7 protein-coding genes are annotated in these 19,417 nt (G+C 43.5%); 5 read left to right on the plus strand and 2 right to left on the minus strand.

The window, feature by feature from the left end; genetic code table 11:
* Positions 1 to 131: 131 nt before the first annotated feature.
* Positions 132 to 2,453, minus strand: a complete 2,322-nt coding sequence (locus tag B5Y40_RS11515) for a glycoside hydrolase family 44 protein (protein ID WP_079686796.1) — start codon at positions 2,451 to 2,453, stop codon at positions 132 to 134.
* A 295-nt stretch (positions 2,454 to 2,748) separates the two neighbouring features.
* Positions 2,749 to 5,646, minus strand: coding sequence for an RICIN domain-containing protein (locus tag B5Y40_RS11520; RefSeq protein WP_079686797.1), 2,898 nt, complete (start codon positions 5,644 to 5,646; stop codon positions 2,749 to 2,751).
* Positions 5,647 to 6,262: 616 nt separating this feature from the next.
* Between B5Y40_RS11520 and B5Y40_RS11525 the strand changes: the two genes are divergently transcribed.
* The 5 genes from B5Y40_RS11525 (at position 6,263) to B5Y40_RS11545 (ending at position 19,298) form a co-directional block, all read left to right on the plus strand.
* Positions 6,263 to 10,492 (plus strand): hybrid sensor histidine kinase/response regulator transcription factor, encoded by a 4,230-nt coding sequence (locus tag B5Y40_RS11525; protein WP_159453674.1) that lies wholly within the window; start codon positions 6,263 to 6,265, stop codon positions 10,490 to 10,492.
* Positions 10,493 to 11,069: 577 nt separating this feature from the next.
* Positions 11,070 to 14,228: a SusC/RagA family TonB-linked outer membrane protein gene (locus tag B5Y40_RS11530; protein ID WP_079686799.1), complete on the plus strand. Its 3,159-nt coding sequence runs from the start codon at positions 11,070 to 11,072 to the stop codon at positions 14,226 to 14,228.
* A 5-nt stretch (positions 14,229 to 14,233) separates the two neighbouring features.
* Positions 14,234 to 15,862 (plus strand): RagB/SusD family nutrient uptake outer membrane protein, encoded by a 1,629-nt coding sequence (locus B5Y40_RS11535; RefSeq protein WP_079686800.1) that lies wholly within the window; start codon positions 14,234 to 14,236, stop codon positions 15,860 to 15,862.
* 20 nt (positions 15,863 to 15,882) lie between these two features.
* The gene (locus B5Y40_RS11540; protein WP_143785705.1) at positions 15,883 to 17,088 is read left to right on the plus strand and encodes a hypothetical protein; all 1,206 of its coding nucleotides are present in this window, start codon (positions 15,883 to 15,885) and stop codon (positions 17,086 to 17,088) included.
* A gap of 749 nt (positions 17,089 to 17,837) precedes the next feature.
* Entirely contained in the window at positions 17,838 to 19,298 is a 1,461-nt protein-coding gene (locus B5Y40_RS11545) for a cellulase family glycosylhydrolase (RefSeq protein ID WP_221408904.1), read from the plus strand.
* The last annotated feature ends 119 nt before the right edge of the window (positions 19,299 to 19,417 follow it).

The following is a 19,417-nucleotide window of genomic DNA, read 5'->3' on the forward strand; positions in this document are numbered from 1 at the left end:
ATTAGGTTGTTATTTGCGATTTTCTTCCACGTATATCGGTTCAACAATTGCTTTGATCTTTGAAAACAAAAAGAGGTCATCCCTGTCTTAAATATCCCGGGATGACCTCTTTTTGTTTGCTTTTTGAATTATTATTCTTTCATAATTTTAAATGTTTGTGATCCGTGGATGCTGTTTACCCGAACTATATATATACCTGGTTTGAGCGCAGCGCCCAGCGATCGTTTACTCAAAGCGCCTGAAAGTGTAGCCGTCTCTACTGCTTTGCCCCCGGCATCGAGTACTGTGATTTGCAGCTGATCATCGGAGTTTGGTGTTTCAATAGTAAAAGTTTTAGCAAAAGGATTTGGATACACTTTGACGTTCAATTCCGTAGCCTCACTGGGCCCTGGAGAACTTTGCTTTCCGTTGGGCGAGCTTCCGATGGTAGTCACAGACCACTGCTGGTTAAAATGATTACTGCCATTCCATTGCCCTAAATCTGAACCGTTTGCTTTTAAGCCCATTCCATCTAAATACAGTCCCGTGGCCTTATTCTTGAACTTCACATAGCTTCCTACAGTTTCGCGTGTCCAGTATTGCGCATCACTGCCACTGTAGTTGTATTGTCCTACAACGGATCCATTGGAGCTTCTATACATGCCATCCAGGTATAATCCGGTAGCACGGTTCTTTAGCATCACATAGTTTCCAACCGTCTCTATTGACCATTGCTGGTTAAAACTTCCGCCACTGCTCCATTGTCCGCAGTTGGAGCCATTGGTTGTTCTGCCCATTCCATCGATTCGCAAGCCTGTAGCCCGATTAGCCAGAGCAATATAGGTAACCGTAGAGGTTTTAACCAGCAGAATTGCTGTTGTAGAAAGTGACGGTACAGTTAGGGTCAGTGAATTTGAATTCACAGATACTGTATTTGACTTCAGTGCATTTTGTGTGTGTGATACAAAAGTTTCTGTTGCCGGTAAGGATGACAACTGCAGCGTTTGGTAGGTGCCATTGGCAACATTAAAATTGCTCAGATTAATGGTCACCGTACGGGAAGTGCCCATGTCGCGGTTTACAAGCATCACGGTTAAAGAGTCAGCATTTTCGTTTACCGAAGAGTACGCAGATACTGCATTTTCAAGAGAGGAAGTACTTGAAACACTATATTTTTTTGCATTTCTGCTAAAGAGGTGCAACGTTTCCCACATGCCGATAGACCAGTTCCAGGGTGAAAACAATTCAACGCCATGGTTTGCAAACGTTCCAAGGTGTGAGGCATATATAACAGACTCCAGGCTTGGATTGCTACTGGACATAGTCCCCCATTCGCTTACCCCGGGGTTGATGCCATGGTTGGCGCCAAACTGCTCGGTTAACCAACCATCTATACGCTTGAGAATATACTCTTTTGTAATCGAGTTATCATAGCCGCCAGCCAGTGTTTTAACACCGTTTGCGCTCGGGAAATCATAGGTTTCATCGTAATAAATCCGGTGTCCCTGCAGTGCCTCGGCATCGCTATTATTGTACCAGGGGTAGCTGTGAATATCCAATACATCGACCAGTTTGATACCGGTAGCCTTGTACTCGTCACCCAGGCGTTTGATGAAATACTCAATCCAGGGATAATACCGGCCATTTACGTATATATCTTCATTTGACCATTTGTACCACTGCCATTCATTGGTAGTGACCGGTCCGCAAAGCTTGATACCCGGATAGATCGCTTTCGCTTTCTTGGCTAATTCAATGTAGCGATCCATGAAGGCTGAGGCCGATAGCTGTGTTGGCATTGCATAGTCATGTGTGCCATTCCATATATCCACCTCATTGTCCATATTCCAGTATACAAACTGTTTTTTGTCAAACCCTTTGCCATTGGCTCCAAACCAGTGATTGAGAATGCCCACCGAAGAATCCGCCGGCCACGCCTTGGTGAACAAATTAATGTTCCCTTCCACCAACGCCTTATTCCCACCGTTTGGATCGGGTGTTCCTCCACCGGCTAAATTTTGACCGAAACCCTTAAAATCCGGGTGGGATTGCATATAACTCCAGTCATCAAAGTTGTTTTGGTTGTTTGAGGCCACCCTGCCCATTAATTGAAAGGCAAACATGGCCTGCATGTTTGGAAAGTTGTCCTTGACTTTTTGCGCTCGGGAGTCCCAATCAGCCAAGTAAACATTGTTAAACCAGTCAGAGTGAATGGTAAGCTTATTACGCCAGTTATAACCCGTAGCGTTGTTACCATGGTTCATCCGCGCAAAGCGCAGCCCCGCATCTTTATAAAACTGTACAGGCTTGTCAAAGTCCTCATTTTTACCATATATGTATGGCGAGATCAGGCGTTTATTCTGCGTTGCATTCACTGCAATAGTAACATTTTGAGCAAAGGCTATAATTGATACACAACACAAAAATGCCCATATCAGGCACATTCTTGTCAGCTGAAGTATTGTCTTTTTCATTTTTTAGGCTTTTAGTTGTTGTTGTTATTGTTGTCATTTTCCCTTTTAATTAGATGAAGTCTTTATTCTCTCTATTGTCGTGAGGGGTGGTAGTTGCCTCATACAGTCAGACTTGAAAACGAAAGAAATAATGACCAGTAGTAGTGCTTTGTGTTTTCAAGACTTTGCTTTTTTTCCATTTCAAATGTTTTCTCTCAGATGATGTTAATTTCCGAGAGAGTAGGAGAGCATTCTAGAGAATGCTCTCACTACCATAGGTTGGTGTTAAATTCTCCTGATTTGTCAGAAAACAAGCCTACTGCTCCTTGATTATTTTAAAAGATTTTGACCAGTCGACACCGTTTAGCCGAACGAAATATAAACCTGGTTTCAGCGCAGTGCCCAACGTCAGTGTTTTGTGGCCTCCTGTATGGGTGCTGGTTTCTACCAGCTTGCCCGCCGTGTCAAAAAATACTATTTGAAATGGCTGATCCGCATCGGGAACTTCAAGTTTGAAATCGGTGATGAAAGGATTGGGAGATACTTTAACGCCCAATTCCTCAGAGGTATTCGCACTAAGCTCTGGAGAACTTTGTCTTGCATTCCCCACGGTAGTGATCGTCCACTGCTGGTTTGCATGGTTACTTGACTTCCATTGGCCTAAATCAGCACCGTTAGTCTTTATACCCATTCCATCAAGATATAGGCCTGTGGCTTTATTCTTAAACTTAACATAGCTTCCAGCAGTTTCGCGTGTCCAATATTGTGCATCACTGCCACTATAACTGTATTGCCCCGCAGCGGAACCATTAGTATTTCTGTACATGCCATCAAGATACAATCCTGTGGCACGGTTCTTTAACATCACATAGTTCCCAACCGTCTCTATTACCCACTGCTGGTTAAAACTTCCGCTGCTACTCCATTGTCCACAGTTGGAGCCATTAGTGGTTCTGCCAATTCCATCCATACGCAAGCCGGTACCCCGGTTGGCTAAAGAAACATAGGTCACAGAAGATGCTGCAGGATCCCAGTAAATTACACCTCTTCCTCCGGCTGCACCCATGTATACCCTTCCGTCAACATTCATATCTCCGATCAGCATTGACGCTCCTCCAAACTCATGGGCATCATCATTCATCCTGGCCCCCCATGTAGCACCCTTGTCAGTTGATCTGAAAAGGCCCGTAACGCCTGACACGGTTCCCCAGATGAAAATGGTGGGATAGCTGGCTCCGGCCATTGCCTTTCCTATCCCAACCGTTGTGCAGTAAGATACATTGGAAAGAGTAGTATAAGTCGTTCCATGGTCGGTAGAATATTTTAATCCATTGCCGCCAAGAGGCACCCAAATATGTCCTTCTAAGCCAGGCACCGAGCGGATCAAGGTTGTTCTTTTCCAAGGCTCAATTGTATTGGTACCAGGAGTACCTGCTACTGAAAAGCTGACTCCCTTATTGGAACTGGAAAGCATCTCTCCGCTCGTTGGATTATAGATATAGAAGTAATTTGAATTTACCTGGTCGGCCACCGGAACGGCGTCTGAAGTCGATACGCCCGAACAACTGGACCAGCTTCCTCCATTGTTGGTCGTGTAGTAGGTAGTTGTGGAACCTCCAGGACAGTGCAGAATCGTGTTTCCGTCAGCACTGATGTTCACCCTACCGTTCGGACCCTTATTAGTAGCGGAAGCCGTCCATGTAGAGCCCTTGTCGGCAGAATAGTAAATAACGCTTCCCCCACTCGAAGCTCTTACTACTTTGTTTGTGTTGCCAGCAGCATAAGCAATGCTCTGGTTATTTCCATCTGTAGGAGAAAGTTTTGCTGATGGAAAAGAAGTCAGCGGCTCGTGTACAAAGCCACATACGTCTCCGAAAGAAGAAATAAAAGGCCCTCCGGGTATACTTACCCCGTCCAGGAATGCGGTTTCTTCAATTCCGATCACATCACACTTCCATGAAGGATTAGTAGCTGTAATGTCGGAACAGGTATATACACCACCTCCGCCTATTACCCGTACTATTGAAGGATTGGATTGGTCAAACTCGATACAGTCCATCCAGTTAACCGAACCATTGCCAGTCCATGCCATGCCGTTATTGTTATATGTGGCGTTAGTGCCATTCTTAAGGGTCCAGGTCGATCCTCCATCGGTAGAGAGGAAAATAAAGTCTCCCCAGCCACCGCCGTACTGGTTGTTCCAATACATGCCGCATGTCGAAACCAGTATTCTGTTGATGTTGGAAGGGTCTATGCTTACGCCACCATAGGGATACTTTGCCGTAGGATGATGTGCTGGGGTAACATTTGTCCATACTCCCGTACTTGTGCTGAGCTTGTATACTCTGCCCATATCATTAGCAGGGGTAGTGCCGGAATAATCTCCTGAAATATGGGGCCCTTGTTCAACGGAAAGGGTAGTATACATGGTAGTACCCTGTAGCGCTACCCGGTGCGGCATAAAGCCATTGTTGGGAGAAATGTCAGTAAAGCTGGCCCCGCCATTTGTACTCTTGTAGATGTTCCCACCACCTGTGCGGGAAACTCCAATGTAAATGGTTTCACTAGCTCCGTTTACAACACTGCTTGAAGGATCAAACAAAACAAAACATATTCCGTTTCCGTTGGTAGTAGTGGTTACGCCGTTCCATGCTTGGTTCCAGGTAACGCCACCATCCGTACTCTTCCATAATCCGTTGGCTCTGGTTCCGCAGAATAATATGTTGCTGTTTTTGGGATCTACGGCAAGACGTTCTCCGTTCCCTCTTCCGTATCCATTACCATGTGCCTTAAATTTGGAGGTAACATCTATGTAAGTGAAGGTATTTCCTTTGTCGGTGGATTTCAATATAGCCGTTCTTCCGCTGTTCATATACTCGGTGCCGCAGAGCATATAAACATTATTTGCATTCAGCGGATCCAGTGCCAAAGCCTCCACGCCAATAAATCCACTTTCAGACTCGTTGAGCCAGTCAAGTAGTTGAATCCATTTATTGTTGGCTGCATCCCAGCGGTAGGCTCCACCCACATCCGTTCGGCAATACCTATCGCCGGATGTTTGGTGGGTAACAATACCCGTAACAAATCCGCCACCGCCAATTGGTGCATTCTTCCAGACATAATTGGCAGTACTTTGTGCATTCAGATCTGTATTTAAACAAAACAATGCCCAAATCAGGCACATGGTTGTCATCTGAAGTAATGGTTTTCGCATAGTCAAAGGGGTTAGTTGTGTTTGAAATCTGTTCCACCTTCAATGTATTTCGGCAAAAAGACACTTCCGTATTGCGCAACTACGGTCATGATAATTAACCGGAAGTAGTTATAACTCTTATGTCATAAGATTTAAGGTGGCGGGATAAAGTAAACTCTTTGAAGACACGAAAGAATCTAAGAAAAGGGTATAAAAAATAGTAAAACAACGTTTGCGGTATCGATAATTATGAAAACTTTTGCTGAAATCCTTGAATTTAAGCCGTAGAAGCAGAATCAGAACACTCGACATGCAACTAAGGGTATCAGACGGCTCAAAAAAGGGTATAAATAGTATATTACTTGAAAAATAGGCTCATGTCCTCCCTTAAATCATTGATTATTGGCAGATTGATAGTTTCCCGGATCTTTCTATTGTTGGGAGCAGCATAACTTGGCTAACGGAATATTTGGTTTTAACCCGGTGTCATTCGAAATGGCGTAAGCCGGCCGTGTGCTTGAACGATATGAATGGGGAGGTAAATTATACTTTTGCATCCCATCGGAGTCTAGGAATTTTTCTTGATTTGATCTTTTGCTTTTGCGTTGCACCTCGTAATTGGGAAAGTTGGGAGTGTATGGCTTTACCGGGGCAGGGCATAGAGCAAGTCGGCTTTGCGAAGAAAAAACAAATGCTTTCGCAAAGGCCCGGCATTACAAAATTTAAATCTATGTTCAGGGTACATTGCGCTATATTCCTACTCCTCGTTTTTGCTCCGGCAACCAATGATCTGTCGGCCCAAAGCCGGCAATTCAGATTCAGGCAGCTCGACTTAAAGAATGGCTTATCACACCCCGATGTTTGGACCATTTACAAGGATAGCCGCGGTTTTATTTGGTTCGGCACGGCCGTAGGTTTAAACCGCTTTGATGGCTATACCATCAGGTCTTTCATCAACGACCCCCTGGATACCACATCTCTTCCCGGGGAAGGCGCCTACAAAATCTTTGAGACCCCAGACCGAATGTTGGCCATGGTAACCTCGGCAGGCCTGACACTTTATGATCCGGAAAAGGAAGCGTTTATCCGCCACCTGAAACCTTTTTTTGAGAAATACGGGACATCGCCGCGCCTTTATAATATTGTGCTTGATACCGATGGTTCCTATTGGTTTGTAGAGCCCGATAAACTGATACAATATCGGCCCGGTCAAAAAGGATATGTTGTTATCAAAAACAACAGTTTTGATCCGCTGTCAATCGTTAAAGACGATATCACTGATTTTTGCGTCGACAAAAAAGGCAATCGCTGGGTAATACATTCAAACGGCATTGTCGAAAAGATAGCCATAGAGAACCAACGGGGGATCGTGGTGCAACGCATTTCACTTCTTCACGATCTTGACAAAACACTCCACACAACTTATCGGATGCTGGCCGATAAAGATGGAGACCTTTGGTTTTGTATATCAAATTCTGATAAAGGTGTTTTTCTATATAATGTGAAAGAAAAGACCCTGAAGCGTGTTGCCGTTGGCTCTGCTTTTCTGCAACTCAATACTAATGTTGTATCCAGTTTACTGGAGGATGAAAATGGTCTGATTTGGGTCGGAACCGACCATGGCGGTATTAATATAATAGATAAAAAAAGAAACACTGTTCAATATATCCTGCACGCGGATGGTGACCAGACCCGTCTTGCATCCAATTCGGTAATCTGCTTGTACAAAGATGATCAGGGGATTGTTTGGGTGGGTACTTATAAACGCGGCGTAAGCTATTATCATCCTAATATTTACCAGTTTGATATCTATAAGCACTATACGACCGACCCGGGCAGTTTACCTTTTGAAGATGTTAATAGATTTGAGGAAGACAGCAAAGGAAATCTCTGGATTGGGACCAACGGCGGTGGGCTTTTATACTTTGATCGCCAAAAGAAAACATTCAAGCAATACCTGCATGAGCCGGGTAATAGAAATAGTCTTAGCGCGAATGTTATTGTAAGTCTGTACCGGGACGGAGAGGATAATTTGTGGATTGGAACATACAAAGGAGGGCTTAACAAGTTCGATGGTAAGAAATTCACCCGCTTTGATTGCATTCCAGCCGACACTACATCCCTTCTAAGTCCTCATATTTGGGAGATATTCGAAGACTCAAAAAAACGCATCTGGATCGGTACCCTGGATGCCGGGGCTGCACTTTTTGATCGAAAAACCGGAACGTTTCACAGGCTTCGAATGTGGGGTCCCAATGCGCTGCAAGCGGTAACGATCGAAGCAATTGCTGAAGATCGTCACGGTAACATTTGGTTTGGTACGATTGGAGGAATCGATGTTTTGACTGCGGATGGCAAAACGTTTACGCACTACGAGCATTCAATTAAACCAAATTCACTCAGCAGCAGCGGCGTTCGGGATATTCTCAAAGATTCCAAGGGACGCATGTGGGTTGGGACTTCCAATGGCCTGAATCTTTTCGACGAATCCATCAATGGGTTCAGGGCAATTAACGCAAGCTCAACGCACAATGCTGTCTTAATGGTGAAAGAGGACAACCTGGGACATATATGGACCAGCACCATAAACGGACTTTCTAAAATAACACTCCCAGGCAAATCCTTAACGGGTGCATCCATCAAAAACTACACAGAGCTAGATGGGCTACAGGGAAGACAGTTCAATTTTAATGCGGGCTTCAAAACGCGAAAGGGTGAGCTTATCTTCGGTGGCCCTACAGGTTTTAATATCCTTAGCGGAAATGTACAGAGCAAAGACTTCATAATAGACAAAGTCGTTTTTTCAGACCTCGAGCTTTATGAAAAGCCGGTTGGGATAGGAGAGCAAGTCGATGGGGTAGTTATTTTGGAGAAATCTGTTTCGGAAACAAAGCAGATTACGCTTCCTCCCAACAAGAGCTTCTTCTCGTTAAAATTTTCAGCCTTAAATTATTTCAACCCCGAGCGTGATCACTATACATACTTGCTGGAAGGATTGAGTAACGAATGGCTGCCAGCAGATACGAAGAACCACGAAATCGTATTCAACAGCTTAAACCCCGGGCGCTATATATTACGCGTGCGAGCTGCTAACAGCGATGGCATCTCCAGTGAGCATGATGCGGTGCTAAGCATCATCATTGAGCCTCCGCTATGGAAGACCAAGACGGCTTTCATACTCTATGGGGGGCTGGTGATTTGCCTTCTTTTTGTGACGCGCAAAATTATTCAGCGGCGTGAGCGCGTGAAATTTCTGATCTCTCAGGAGCGGCATGAGATGCAACGAATTCATGAGCTAGATATGATGAAAGTAAAGTTCTTCACCAATGTAAGCCATGAGTTCAGAACGCCATTGACGCTTATACTCACACCCATTGAGCGACTGATCAAAAAATCAAAAGACCCCGAGCAACTGGCGCAATTTCAACTGGTCCATCGCAATGGAAAGCGTCTGATGAATTTGGTCAATCAACTGCTTGATTTTAAAAAGTTAGAGGTTCATGAGATAAAATTCACTCCGGCAACAGGCGATGTGATAGCCTTCATCAAGGATATCGTTTTGTCGTTTTCTGATCTTTCAGAAAAGAAAAATATAAAGCTGGTTTTTGACAATGCCGTCCAGTGTCACGAAACGCTTTTCGATCATGATAAATTGGAAAAAATTCTATTCAATCTCCTGGGGAATGCATTCAAATTCACCCTGGACAACGGCAGGGTAGCCGTGAGGACAGAACTCTTGCATGAAAACGGTGAGCAACTGCTGGTAATTGATGTAAGCGATAATGGTATTGGTATACCCAAGGACAAACTCGACAAAATCTTCGAGCCATTCTTTCAGACCGATGTTCCAAAAAGTGTCGTAAACCAGGGCAGTGGAATTGGTCTTTCTATCACCAAGGAATTCGTAAGAATTCATGGTGGCCGTATCGAGGTGACAAGCGAAGTAGGAGTGGGGAGCTCTTTCAAGGTGATCCTGCCTTTGCGCGAAATCCCAGTAGACCAAATGGCAACCCCTGCAGAAGTAATCGAATGTTCCCCTGTTGAAGACCCGGAAACTTTGGTCTCTGACACACGCTTTGAAAATCAAACGGGTAAAAGCCGGAAGAAGTCATTGCTGCTCATTGAAGACAATGAAGATTTTCGGTTTTATCTCCGGGACAATTTGAAATTCTCCTACACCATACACGAGGCTGGCAATGGCGCTGATGGGTGGAATCTTGTCCTATCTCTGCAACCGGATCTGATCGTGAGTGACATCATGATGCCACAGATGAATGGCATCGAATTGTGCACAAAGATCAAATCGGATGAGCGCGTTTCTCATATTCCGGTCATTCTGCTGACGGCCCGCAACAGTGAGGAGCAACGCATCGAGGGTTTCAAAACCGGAGCCGACGATTATATCTCCAAACCGTTCAACTTCGAGGTACTGGAAGCTCGCATTAGTAATTTAGTGAGCCAACGTGAAAAATCCCAAAAGACCTTTCGAAAGACATTCGACATTAAGTCAAGCGAACTTCAGATAACCCCGCTGGATGTTAAGTTTATGGAAAAAGCTGTCCAGGTTGTCGAGGCGAACATATCGTCACCTTTATTCTCCATAGAAGATCTGGGAATGGAACTGGGTATCAGCCGCGCTTACGTATTTAAGAAGATTCTTGCTTTAAGCGGAAAGACTCCCCTTGAGTTTATTAGAACAATCCGTTTGCAACACGCAGCGCAGTTGCTGGAACGAAGCCAGTTATCGGTCCGGGAGGTTGCCTATAAGGTTGGTTTCAATACCCCGAAGTATTTCACGAAGTATTTTAAAGAACAGTATAATATGCTGCCCTCCGATTACGCGTCGTCAAAAAAGCAAGAGCAATAGAGTTTCATCAAATGATCAATTTTGCTTGAAGTATTTTCCCGACTATACTATTAGCACCTGTGAATTAGATTATTGGTCCCTGCCGGCAAGAGGCGTGCCTTTACATTTGCGCTGCCTTCTCTTTTATGAATCCTCGAAATAACAAACGCCTCAAATGGCTTGCAATGACCGAGTTTACGCTCTTAGCGTTAGCGCTTTTATGCGTGTTAGCTCTAATATACTTATTCCTGTATCCATGACATATGGGGCTCCACTTTAACGTACTATAAAGCCACCAATCGACTCGTAAAGAAACGGTCCGGCCAGTCCGTCGTTTAGTATCTGCCCATTCATTCCCGCGTTGGCGTCCCCGCTGGACTAGCTGAAACGTCTCAAAAACACTCACAAAAAATCTCTTATTCGGCAAGTAGACTTCTTATACCATTGTATTGGACTTGTTGTAATAACAACCCAAACATATTTACTGCAAACGATTACAGTGTTATTATCCCGGAATCGATCGCATAAATGATTTCGCATCCCCGCGGAAGTTAGATAACAAGGTAAAAGTAAAACACCCTAACCAAACCAATTTCGTATGAAGAAAAAACTTTACAGACGTTTAGGCATCTCTGTACTAATTATGCTCGTGTGCCTTAAGGTTCTGGCGCAGCAAACCGTAACCGGTATTGTGAGAGATGAGTCAGGTTCTGCTATACCGGGTGCCAGTGTGATTATTAAAGGTACATCCATTGGAACGGTAACGGATACAGATGGAGCATTCAAAATCTCTGCCAGACCCGATGAAATAATTGTTATTTCCTTTATAGGATATAAACATCAGGAGATTCTAGTAGGACAGCAAACAACTGTGGATGTTAATTTGACTGAAGATGTACAAACCCTTGAGGAGATAGTAGTTTCTATAGGCTACGGTGAAGTGCAAAGAAAAGATCTCACAGGCGCCATATCTTCCGTTAGGGGTGATGAGTTAAAAAGAACAAATGTAAGCACCCTGGAGCAGGCACTGCAAGGTAGAGTCCCAGGCATGGTGATCCAGCAAGTCTCCGGACAACCCGGTGGTGGTGTCTCGGTGCAAATTCGGGGTATAACTTCGCTGGGGGGCAGCAACCCACTGTATGTAATCGATGGCATAAGAATTAGTACTGCCGGTTCTACAGATGGTGGCATGAACCCATTAGCAGGTATCAATGCATCAGAAATTGAGTCTATCGAAGTATTAAAGGATGCTGCCTCCACAGCAATCTATGGTGCCCAGGCATCTGATGGTGTTATACTAATCACTACCAAAAGAGGAAAGCAGGCTGCTCCAACAGTTTCGTATCAGTATTATACCGGGTTTCAACGACTAATACAGACACTTCCAGTTCTGAATTTGAGTGAACATGCAACCTTCTTAAACGAAAGAGCAGCAGAACCTACCTGGAATTTTGATGCCAGACCTGAATTTGCAAATCCCCAGTATTTAGGTAAAGGAACGGATTGGCAGGGAGAGTTATTCAGAACTTCACGTGTTAGCGAGCACTCAATTTCTTTAAGTGGCGGAGATGAAAAAACGCGCTACTATTTATCTGGAACATACTATCAAAACGATGGTGTTGCTTTCGGATCAAAGTTTAACAGAACGTCTGTCCGGTTAAATCTGGATAATAAAACAACCAAGTGGTTGAGAATTGGCACAAGTCTTCAGTTGGTAAATATTGACGAAAAAGTCAACGCTATAAGTTCAGGAGTTATTTGGAGAGCACTGAGCATGACCCCTGATATTGCCGTGCAGAATTCCGATGGTTCATGGGGTGGCGCATACAATAACAATGGTTGGGTGCCGCCAATAGAAAATCCTTTAGCCCTGGCGTTAATTAATAAAGATGAGGCCAACCGCAAGCAGGTATATGCAAACGCCTATGTTGAAGCAGACCTTGCGAAAGGTTTGCTCTTAAAAAATGTTGTCGGGGGAAATTTTTCCATATATAACCGAGACCGCTTTAACCCATCGTATGTAATGGGTAACCTTATAAAAGAAAGGAATGATGGTACCGCTGACTATAATGATTTTAATCACTCAGAAATGAGTACCGTTCTTACCTATAACCATTCGTTTGGCGAGAAATACAAATTGACAGCCATGGCTGGGCACGAGTGGCAATTAAACTATTGGAGGCAACTAAGTGCGACACGCATGGATTTTCCTACAAACACAGTTCAGACCATTGGAGCAGGTGACCCGGCAACAGCAACGAACGGTGGAGGCAAGGGCCAATCCGCAATAGAGTCGTATTTCGGCCGTTTGGATTTCGGTTTGAACGACCGATACCTGTTCACGGGCAATGCCAGGTATGATGGTAATTCAATGTACGCTAAACAAAATCGTTGGATACTATCCTATTCTGGAGCGTTAGCATGGAAGATAAATAACGAGTCTTTTTTTGAAGGTGTAAAAAGCGTCGATGAATTGAAACTGCGTTTGAGTTCGGGTTTGACTAACCGGGCTGGTGGTAGAGATTATTCATACGCAAGTACGCTTATTACGGCCTCAACAGGTCTTGGGGGGATAGCTTTGGTAAACGATGAAATTGGAAACCCTGATTTGAAATGGGAGCAAACTGCTTATAATAATATCGGTCTTGATGGGGCTTTTTTCAATTGGCGGATAAATTTCTCAGTTGATTTTTACCATCGCAAGACAAATGATCTTGCAATGCAAATCACATTGCCAATGTATTCAGGAACGGCTACCTCTGGCTGGCCTCCTGGTTCGTTAAAAGCTCCCTATGTAAATATAGGTTCTATGGAGAATAAAGGATTCGACTTTAGAATAAGTTCTGATAATATCCGAGGTAAAGACTTGACATGGAGAACAGACCTTACTGTGTCGCGTAACAGAAATAAAATAACTGCATTGAATGCTGAAGATGCCTCCATTAACACTGCATATTCCAGAACAGTACCAGGGAGGTCTTTGGGAGAATTTTATGGTTATATCGTAGAGGGCGTTTTTGCAACCCCAACAGATGTACTGGGCGATGAGGCAAACGGTATTTTGCCGCATGCAAGACCGGTGAGGAACAACGAAGCGATTCCGTTTGCTAACGCAGCGGGTAGTATTTGGTATGGGGACCTTAAATTCAAGGATTTGAATGGAGACGGAATTATTGATGAAAGCGATCAAACCTATCTGGGGTCTCCACTTCCGAAGGTGCAGTTGGGGTTAAATAACACATTTACCTATAAGAATTTTGACTTAAATATATTTTTCACTTCCAACATTGGTAACAAAGTATATAATGTAACGCGTCAGACACACGAAGACCCACAAGTGAATACCACCTATTTTACGGGGGTAAAAAATTATGCAAAACTCGCGTTGGTGGATCCAAACGGATCGGCTTCCGATATTAACAATGTATATGTAACCAATCCAGACACGAAGATACCTGGACTGAGAAATGACAGAACAAATGGAAACCAAAGAGTATCGGATCGTTATGTTGAGGACGGTTCATTTGTGAAGCTTAAAAACGTGTCTTTGGGTTATACATTCTCAAATAGTCTGACCAAAAAAATGCACCTGAAATCTTTAAAGGTGTATGCAAGCGCCACAAACCTGTTTATCATAAGCAAATACTCGGGTATGGATCCTGAAATTGGATCATGGAACCCGCTATATGCAGGTATTGATGATGGCTATTATCCGCAGCCAAGAATAATCACTTTTGGTTTAAACTTATCATTATAGAATCTATGAAGACAAAATCTATAATAATCTATCTATCGCTTGCCACGTCTGTTCTTTTAGCATCGTGCAGTGATTCATTTTTAGATCGTCCTGCACTGTCAGCAGTAACAAGCGATAATTTTTATAAAACTAATGAGGATCTCAAGAAGGCAACTGCATCGTTATATAGTGGCAGTATATGGGGTGCATGGACTGCCGAATGCTATTTGCCAATTGGTGAAGTTTTGGGCGGTAACATGATCCTTGGATATAATGGGCCAGCAGTTGAACTAAATACATTTTCGGTGAACGGCTATAACGTTAATTTGAATACCGAATGGAAAACGATGTATAATTTAATTGGACACTCCAACACCATTATCCATGCGATAGAAGAATTAGCTGCAGAGAGCATCGCGGAAGAAGATAAAAATGCTGCACTTGCAGAGGCAAAGTTTATGCGTGCCTATGCTTACTTTACGCTGACCAGACTATGGGGCGATGTTCCTATTATTGAAGACAGTAGAGATTTATTTGACAATCCGCTGGTTCCTAGAAATCATGCCAGTGATGTATATAAATTTGTTGCTAATGATCTGACATTTGCGCGAAAAAATTTACCGGAAACCGGGGATAAAGGCAGGGTTACTACATGGTCAGCCCAAGGATTGCTATCTAAAGTTTACCTGACACAGGCAGGTTTGAATCAAAGTGGCACGCGCGATCAGGCGCTCCTCGATAGTGCCAAGCTATATGCAGGCAATGTTTGTGAGAATAGTGGCTTGTCATTATTAGCCAATTATGCCGATGTTTTCAAGTATCAAAACAACGATAATCAAGAGTCTTTATTTGCTCATCAGTGGCCAACAAATGGCGGAGGCTGGTACGGTGGTAACATGCTGCAGCTTTACAGCAATGCGTTACGAATCAATGGTGGTGGTGGTTTTTTTGGTATTGAAGCAACGTACGATATGTACCTTCAATACCTCGATCTTGCTAATGACTCCATTGAAGTTGATTCCCTGAGACGCAAGGCTACGTTCATGTATAAAAATGACAAGTACCCTGAATTAAACACGAATTTAACTTACGTTGAAGGGGGTGTTACAAAAGGTGGTCTTAAATTCACTGGCAATAGTGGTTTGAAGAAGCATATTATTGGTAATGAGAAGGACCTTAACCTGCCTTTAATGACCAATACTTCTTCTCCTGAACATACTATACTGTTGAGACTTGCTGACGTATACTTGATTTATGTCGAAGCTGTTCTGGGTAATAATGGAACAACCTCTGATGCACAAGCATTAGGGTATTTTAATCAAATAAGAAAAAGGGCAGGTCTTGATGAAGTTAGTTCGATTAACGAGCCTACGTTATTCAAAGAGAGAAGAATAGAGCTGGCTGGTGAAGGCGAATACTGGTTTGACATGGTCAGACTTTCATATTACAATCCGTCAAAGGCTTTGGAGCGCCTTAATGGTGATGACCGTCGAGTTAATATCGAAATTGATGGTACTACAGGTAAAGTAACTTCGGGAGATTCGTATGGGGTTATTACACCCGCTACCCCCAATACATTTAAGTTACCTGTACCTTCTGTAGAGGTAACTGCCAATCCACTATTGTTGGAACCCGCGGTACCTTATTCCTTTTAATCAACATGAAAGCATTATCTATGAAAAACCTATTATATAACCGCCTGTGCATTTTGCAGCTTTTGTGCATGGTGGTGATTTTAACTTTCATTACAGCTTGCAAAGATGACGATGCCGATATGGAAGTGCCTCTCATCACCGAAGTTCGTAATTATGCCGCTACACCAGACGATACCCTTATTACATCGTTACATGACGGACAGTGGGTAGTCTTGCAAGGAAAAAATATGAGCGCAGTAACACAAGTGTACTTTGGAAGTATCCCGGCCACTTTCAATCGAGCTTTTTCAACTGATGAGTCCCTTGTCGTGCAGGTGCCTTCCATTCCGTTTCTGTCAGTGCCCAAAGACAAGCTTCATATAATTACTGCCGTAGGCAAGGGTGGAACGACCAGTTATGAAATTAACATCACCGGCAGTCCGATAATTACTCATGTTAGAAACTATGCCGACTCACCGAACGATACGATTGTAAATTCAGTAGCGCCCGGCCAGCTTATAAATTTCGTTGGGCTTAATTTGAATGGTGCTACGAGTATAAATTTTCAGGGTGTAGAAGCTGATTTGACGAATGTTATTTATACCGATTCAAGTGTTATTGTGAAAGTACCTGACGATTTTTCGGGCGGAGATGCTTCACTGGCAAACAAGATCACCTATACCACTGGCATAGGCAGCACTATATATGGCATTCCAATTTTTGATCCGGCTATCCTGGAGTATTACAAAGATCCATTGTGGACGCTGCTTTCGGGGGGTATCGGCAACCAAAAAACTTGGACGATCGATTTCAATGCCGCGGGAGTTTCTAAAAAATTCGCTGGGCCACTCTTTTTTTCGGGAGACGAATTACGGTGGAACAAGGAATGTGCTAAGCCAGGTGGAAACTGCTGGACGTGGGAACCAACTTGGCAAGGCTGGATGCCTGAGCCAAAAGACTACGGTACTATGACCTTTGATATTAAAGGGGTACCAGTAACACCTGGTTTAACTGTAAATCAAAAGGGACTTGCTGACGGTAAAAATGGAATTTTTGCCGGCAGCTATTTTTTAGATACCGATGCAAAAACGATAACATTCACTGATGCCGTACCTCTCAATATGGGTTGGGACAATGTAGACTGGTCGAAAGCATATCTTATTACCCTTACAGAGGATGGTATGCAGCTTGGCTTTAAACATAAAAGTAAGACGGAGTTTGAGCTTTATAACTTTATAGTAAAGTAAAAATAGAAGTCAAAATTTTGTGCCCGTTGTTCAGAGTATTGAAGCAGTAACGATTGATTACTTTTCATAAGGAAAATACCCCCAGGTATATATATACCTGGGGTTCCTTTTGTCAAGGCGAGAATGAAGTGTCGATTTCAACTTCTGGTATTTTTTTGTCGCGATTGTATTTTTCATGTCTTGTAAAAAGGATGAAGGGTAACACCTGAGCTGACGGTGACTCCATCCGAACTTTCAATCAACGCCGAAGGAGGATACAGTCGAAGTCTCCATTGTTACCAACGATAGCTGGACGATCACTAATTCTGCTCCCACATGGTTGCAACTAAGCCAGGTCAATGGCAATAGAAGGAATGCCTCTATTAAAATCATAGCAGGCGCCAAATGGTACAGTTCTACCATTTTGACTTGTCAATTCAGATAACGGACGCGCCAAGCGTATTCCCCGTTCACAGGCTGCCCAGTTTTCGCAACCTCTACAACACATCTCTAAGCTTCCTGATATCCCAAATTAATCGCATATCCCTCTTATACTTTTTACGCCTCTTTTTTGGACTTCAGATGTCCTTAAATTAGACATATCCGCTTTATGGTCTGAATATCTTTAACCTGCAAACGATTACTGGTTATTCGATTTGAAATCCATTGCACCAGCAAATATTTAGTCACAAAACCAGTAAATCGAATTTTAAACCTAATTAAATCTAACATTTATGATGAATGGACTTTACAAAAAGTTCTTGCTGCCGATGCTACTTGCGGTTGTATTTATTTCAGGCTGTAAGGAAGACGATGAGACTCCAGTACTATCGGTTTCGGGATCTGATATTACAGTCCCCACGGGGGGAAGCACGCCGCAGATTAACATTTCGGAATTGGGAGGCACGTCCGAGATTACCATTTCGTGTAACGAAAAATGGCGCATCAGTAATTCTGCAGAATGGCTCGGGATCAGTCAGTCCAGTGGTGAGCCTGGTACTAGCACCGTTGAACTAAATGCAGGGGGAAATACTACAGGCATCAGGCGAACTGCTATGTTGACCGTTAGCGCAGACAACGGCCAGTCCAGGCGTCTTGTAGTATCTCAGGCAAGCGAGCTATACCCTTCCTATAATTTATCCCCGAAACCGCCAGACGAAACAGGAATGAGTAGCACGGCCGTAGAACTGGCAGCAAAAATGACGATGGGAATAAATTTTGGCAATACCATGGAAGCCCCAACCGAAGCTCTGTGGGTGACTAGTAAAATTACCGAATCGTATGTGAAATTTGTAAAGCAATCAGGTTTCAATGCTGTACGGATTCCCTGTACCTGGAGTTCAAATCATTCAATCGATCCAGAGAAAGCGAAAATTGACCCTGTGTGGCTTAATCGGGTAAAAGAAGTGGTTGGATGGTGTGTAGATAACGATATGTATGTGATGCTGAATATTCACGGGGATGGCCGTTGGCTGGATGATCATATTAATAAAGCAGGGCAAGATGCCGTTAACGCGAAGCAAAAGGCGCTTTGGGAGCAGATTGCTACAACCATGCGTGATTTTGATGAGCACTTGATGTTTGCCAGCGCAAATGAACCTCCGGTAGAAAATGCCGAGCAGATGTCCATACTTAATGGTTATCACGAGACATTCATCAAGACAGTTCGTGCCACCGGAGGCAGGAACAGTTACCGGGTGTTGGTAGTGCAGGGGCCTAGTACTGATCCTACTAAAACTTATGATCTTATGAATACTCTTCCAACAGACAATATTCCTAACAAGTTAATGGTCGAGGTGCACGACTATACGCCTTTTCAGTTTACACAGTTAACCGGTGGAAATGCAACTTGGGGGAACATGTTTTACTACTGGGGGAAAGGGAATCATTCTACTATTGAGCCGGAACGCAACGCTACTCATGGAGAAGAGGATGTGATTGATTCTGAATTCCAAAAGATTAAACAGAAGTTTGTTGATAAAGGTATCCCTGTGATTCTAGGTGAATATGCAGCCTGGAGGAGGAATGCCATTAACAACGCGGATTATCTTCCTAAGGATTTGGATAAGCATAACAAGTCTGTAAATGACTGGACATATTATGTGACGAAACAGGCTAGAGTGAATGGTATTATGCCATTCTATTGGGAAATCGGTTTTATGTTAGACAGATCTAATAATACGGTGAAGGATCAACCTATGTTAGATGCCCTTATTGAAGCATATAAGTAAAAAGTAAGACGCTATAACTAAATAGAAATACAGTTTTGCAGGGTATCACGTATTGGTACCATTAAGCAAGGACTGAATTTAAAGAATCTGTGACTCTTAGGAGTCACAGATTTACTTGT

Source organism: Ohtaekwangia koreensis, from assembly GCF_900167975.1.
GTDB lineage: Bacteria > Bacteroidota > Bacteroidia > Cytophagales > Cyclobacteriaceae > Ohtaekwangia > Ohtaekwangia koreensis.

What these genes read in the sequence shown, in the direction of transcription:
- B5Y40_RS11515 (WP_079686796.1), bottom strand. Translation starts at nt 2,453, where the DNA reads ATGAAAAAGACAATACTTCAGCTGACAAGAATGTGCCTGATATGGGCA.
- B5Y40_RS11520 (WP_079686797.1), bottom strand. Translation starts at nt 5,646, where the DNA reads ATGCGAAAACCATTACTTCAGATGACAACCATGTGCCTGATTTGGGCA.
- B5Y40_RS11525 (WP_159453674.1), top strand. Translation starts at nt 6,263, where the DNA reads ATGGCTTTACCGGGGCAGGGCATAGAGCAAGTCGGCTTTGCGAAGAAA.
- B5Y40_RS11530 (WP_079686799.1), top strand. Translation starts at nt 11,070, where the DNA reads ATGAAGAAAAAACTTTACAGACGTTTAGGCATCTCTGTACTAATTATG.
- B5Y40_RS11535 (WP_079686800.1), top strand. Translation starts at nt 14,234, where the DNA reads ATGAAGACAAAATCTATAATAATCTATCTATCGCTTGCCACGTCTGTT.
- B5Y40_RS11540 (WP_143785705.1), top strand. Translation starts at nt 15,883, where the DNA reads ATGAAAAACCTATTATATAACCGCCTGTGCATTTTGCAGCTTTTGTGC.
- B5Y40_RS11545 (WP_221408904.1), top strand. Translation starts at nt 17,838, where the DNA reads ATGCTACTTGCGGTTGTATTTATTTCAGGCTGTAAGGAAGACGATGAG.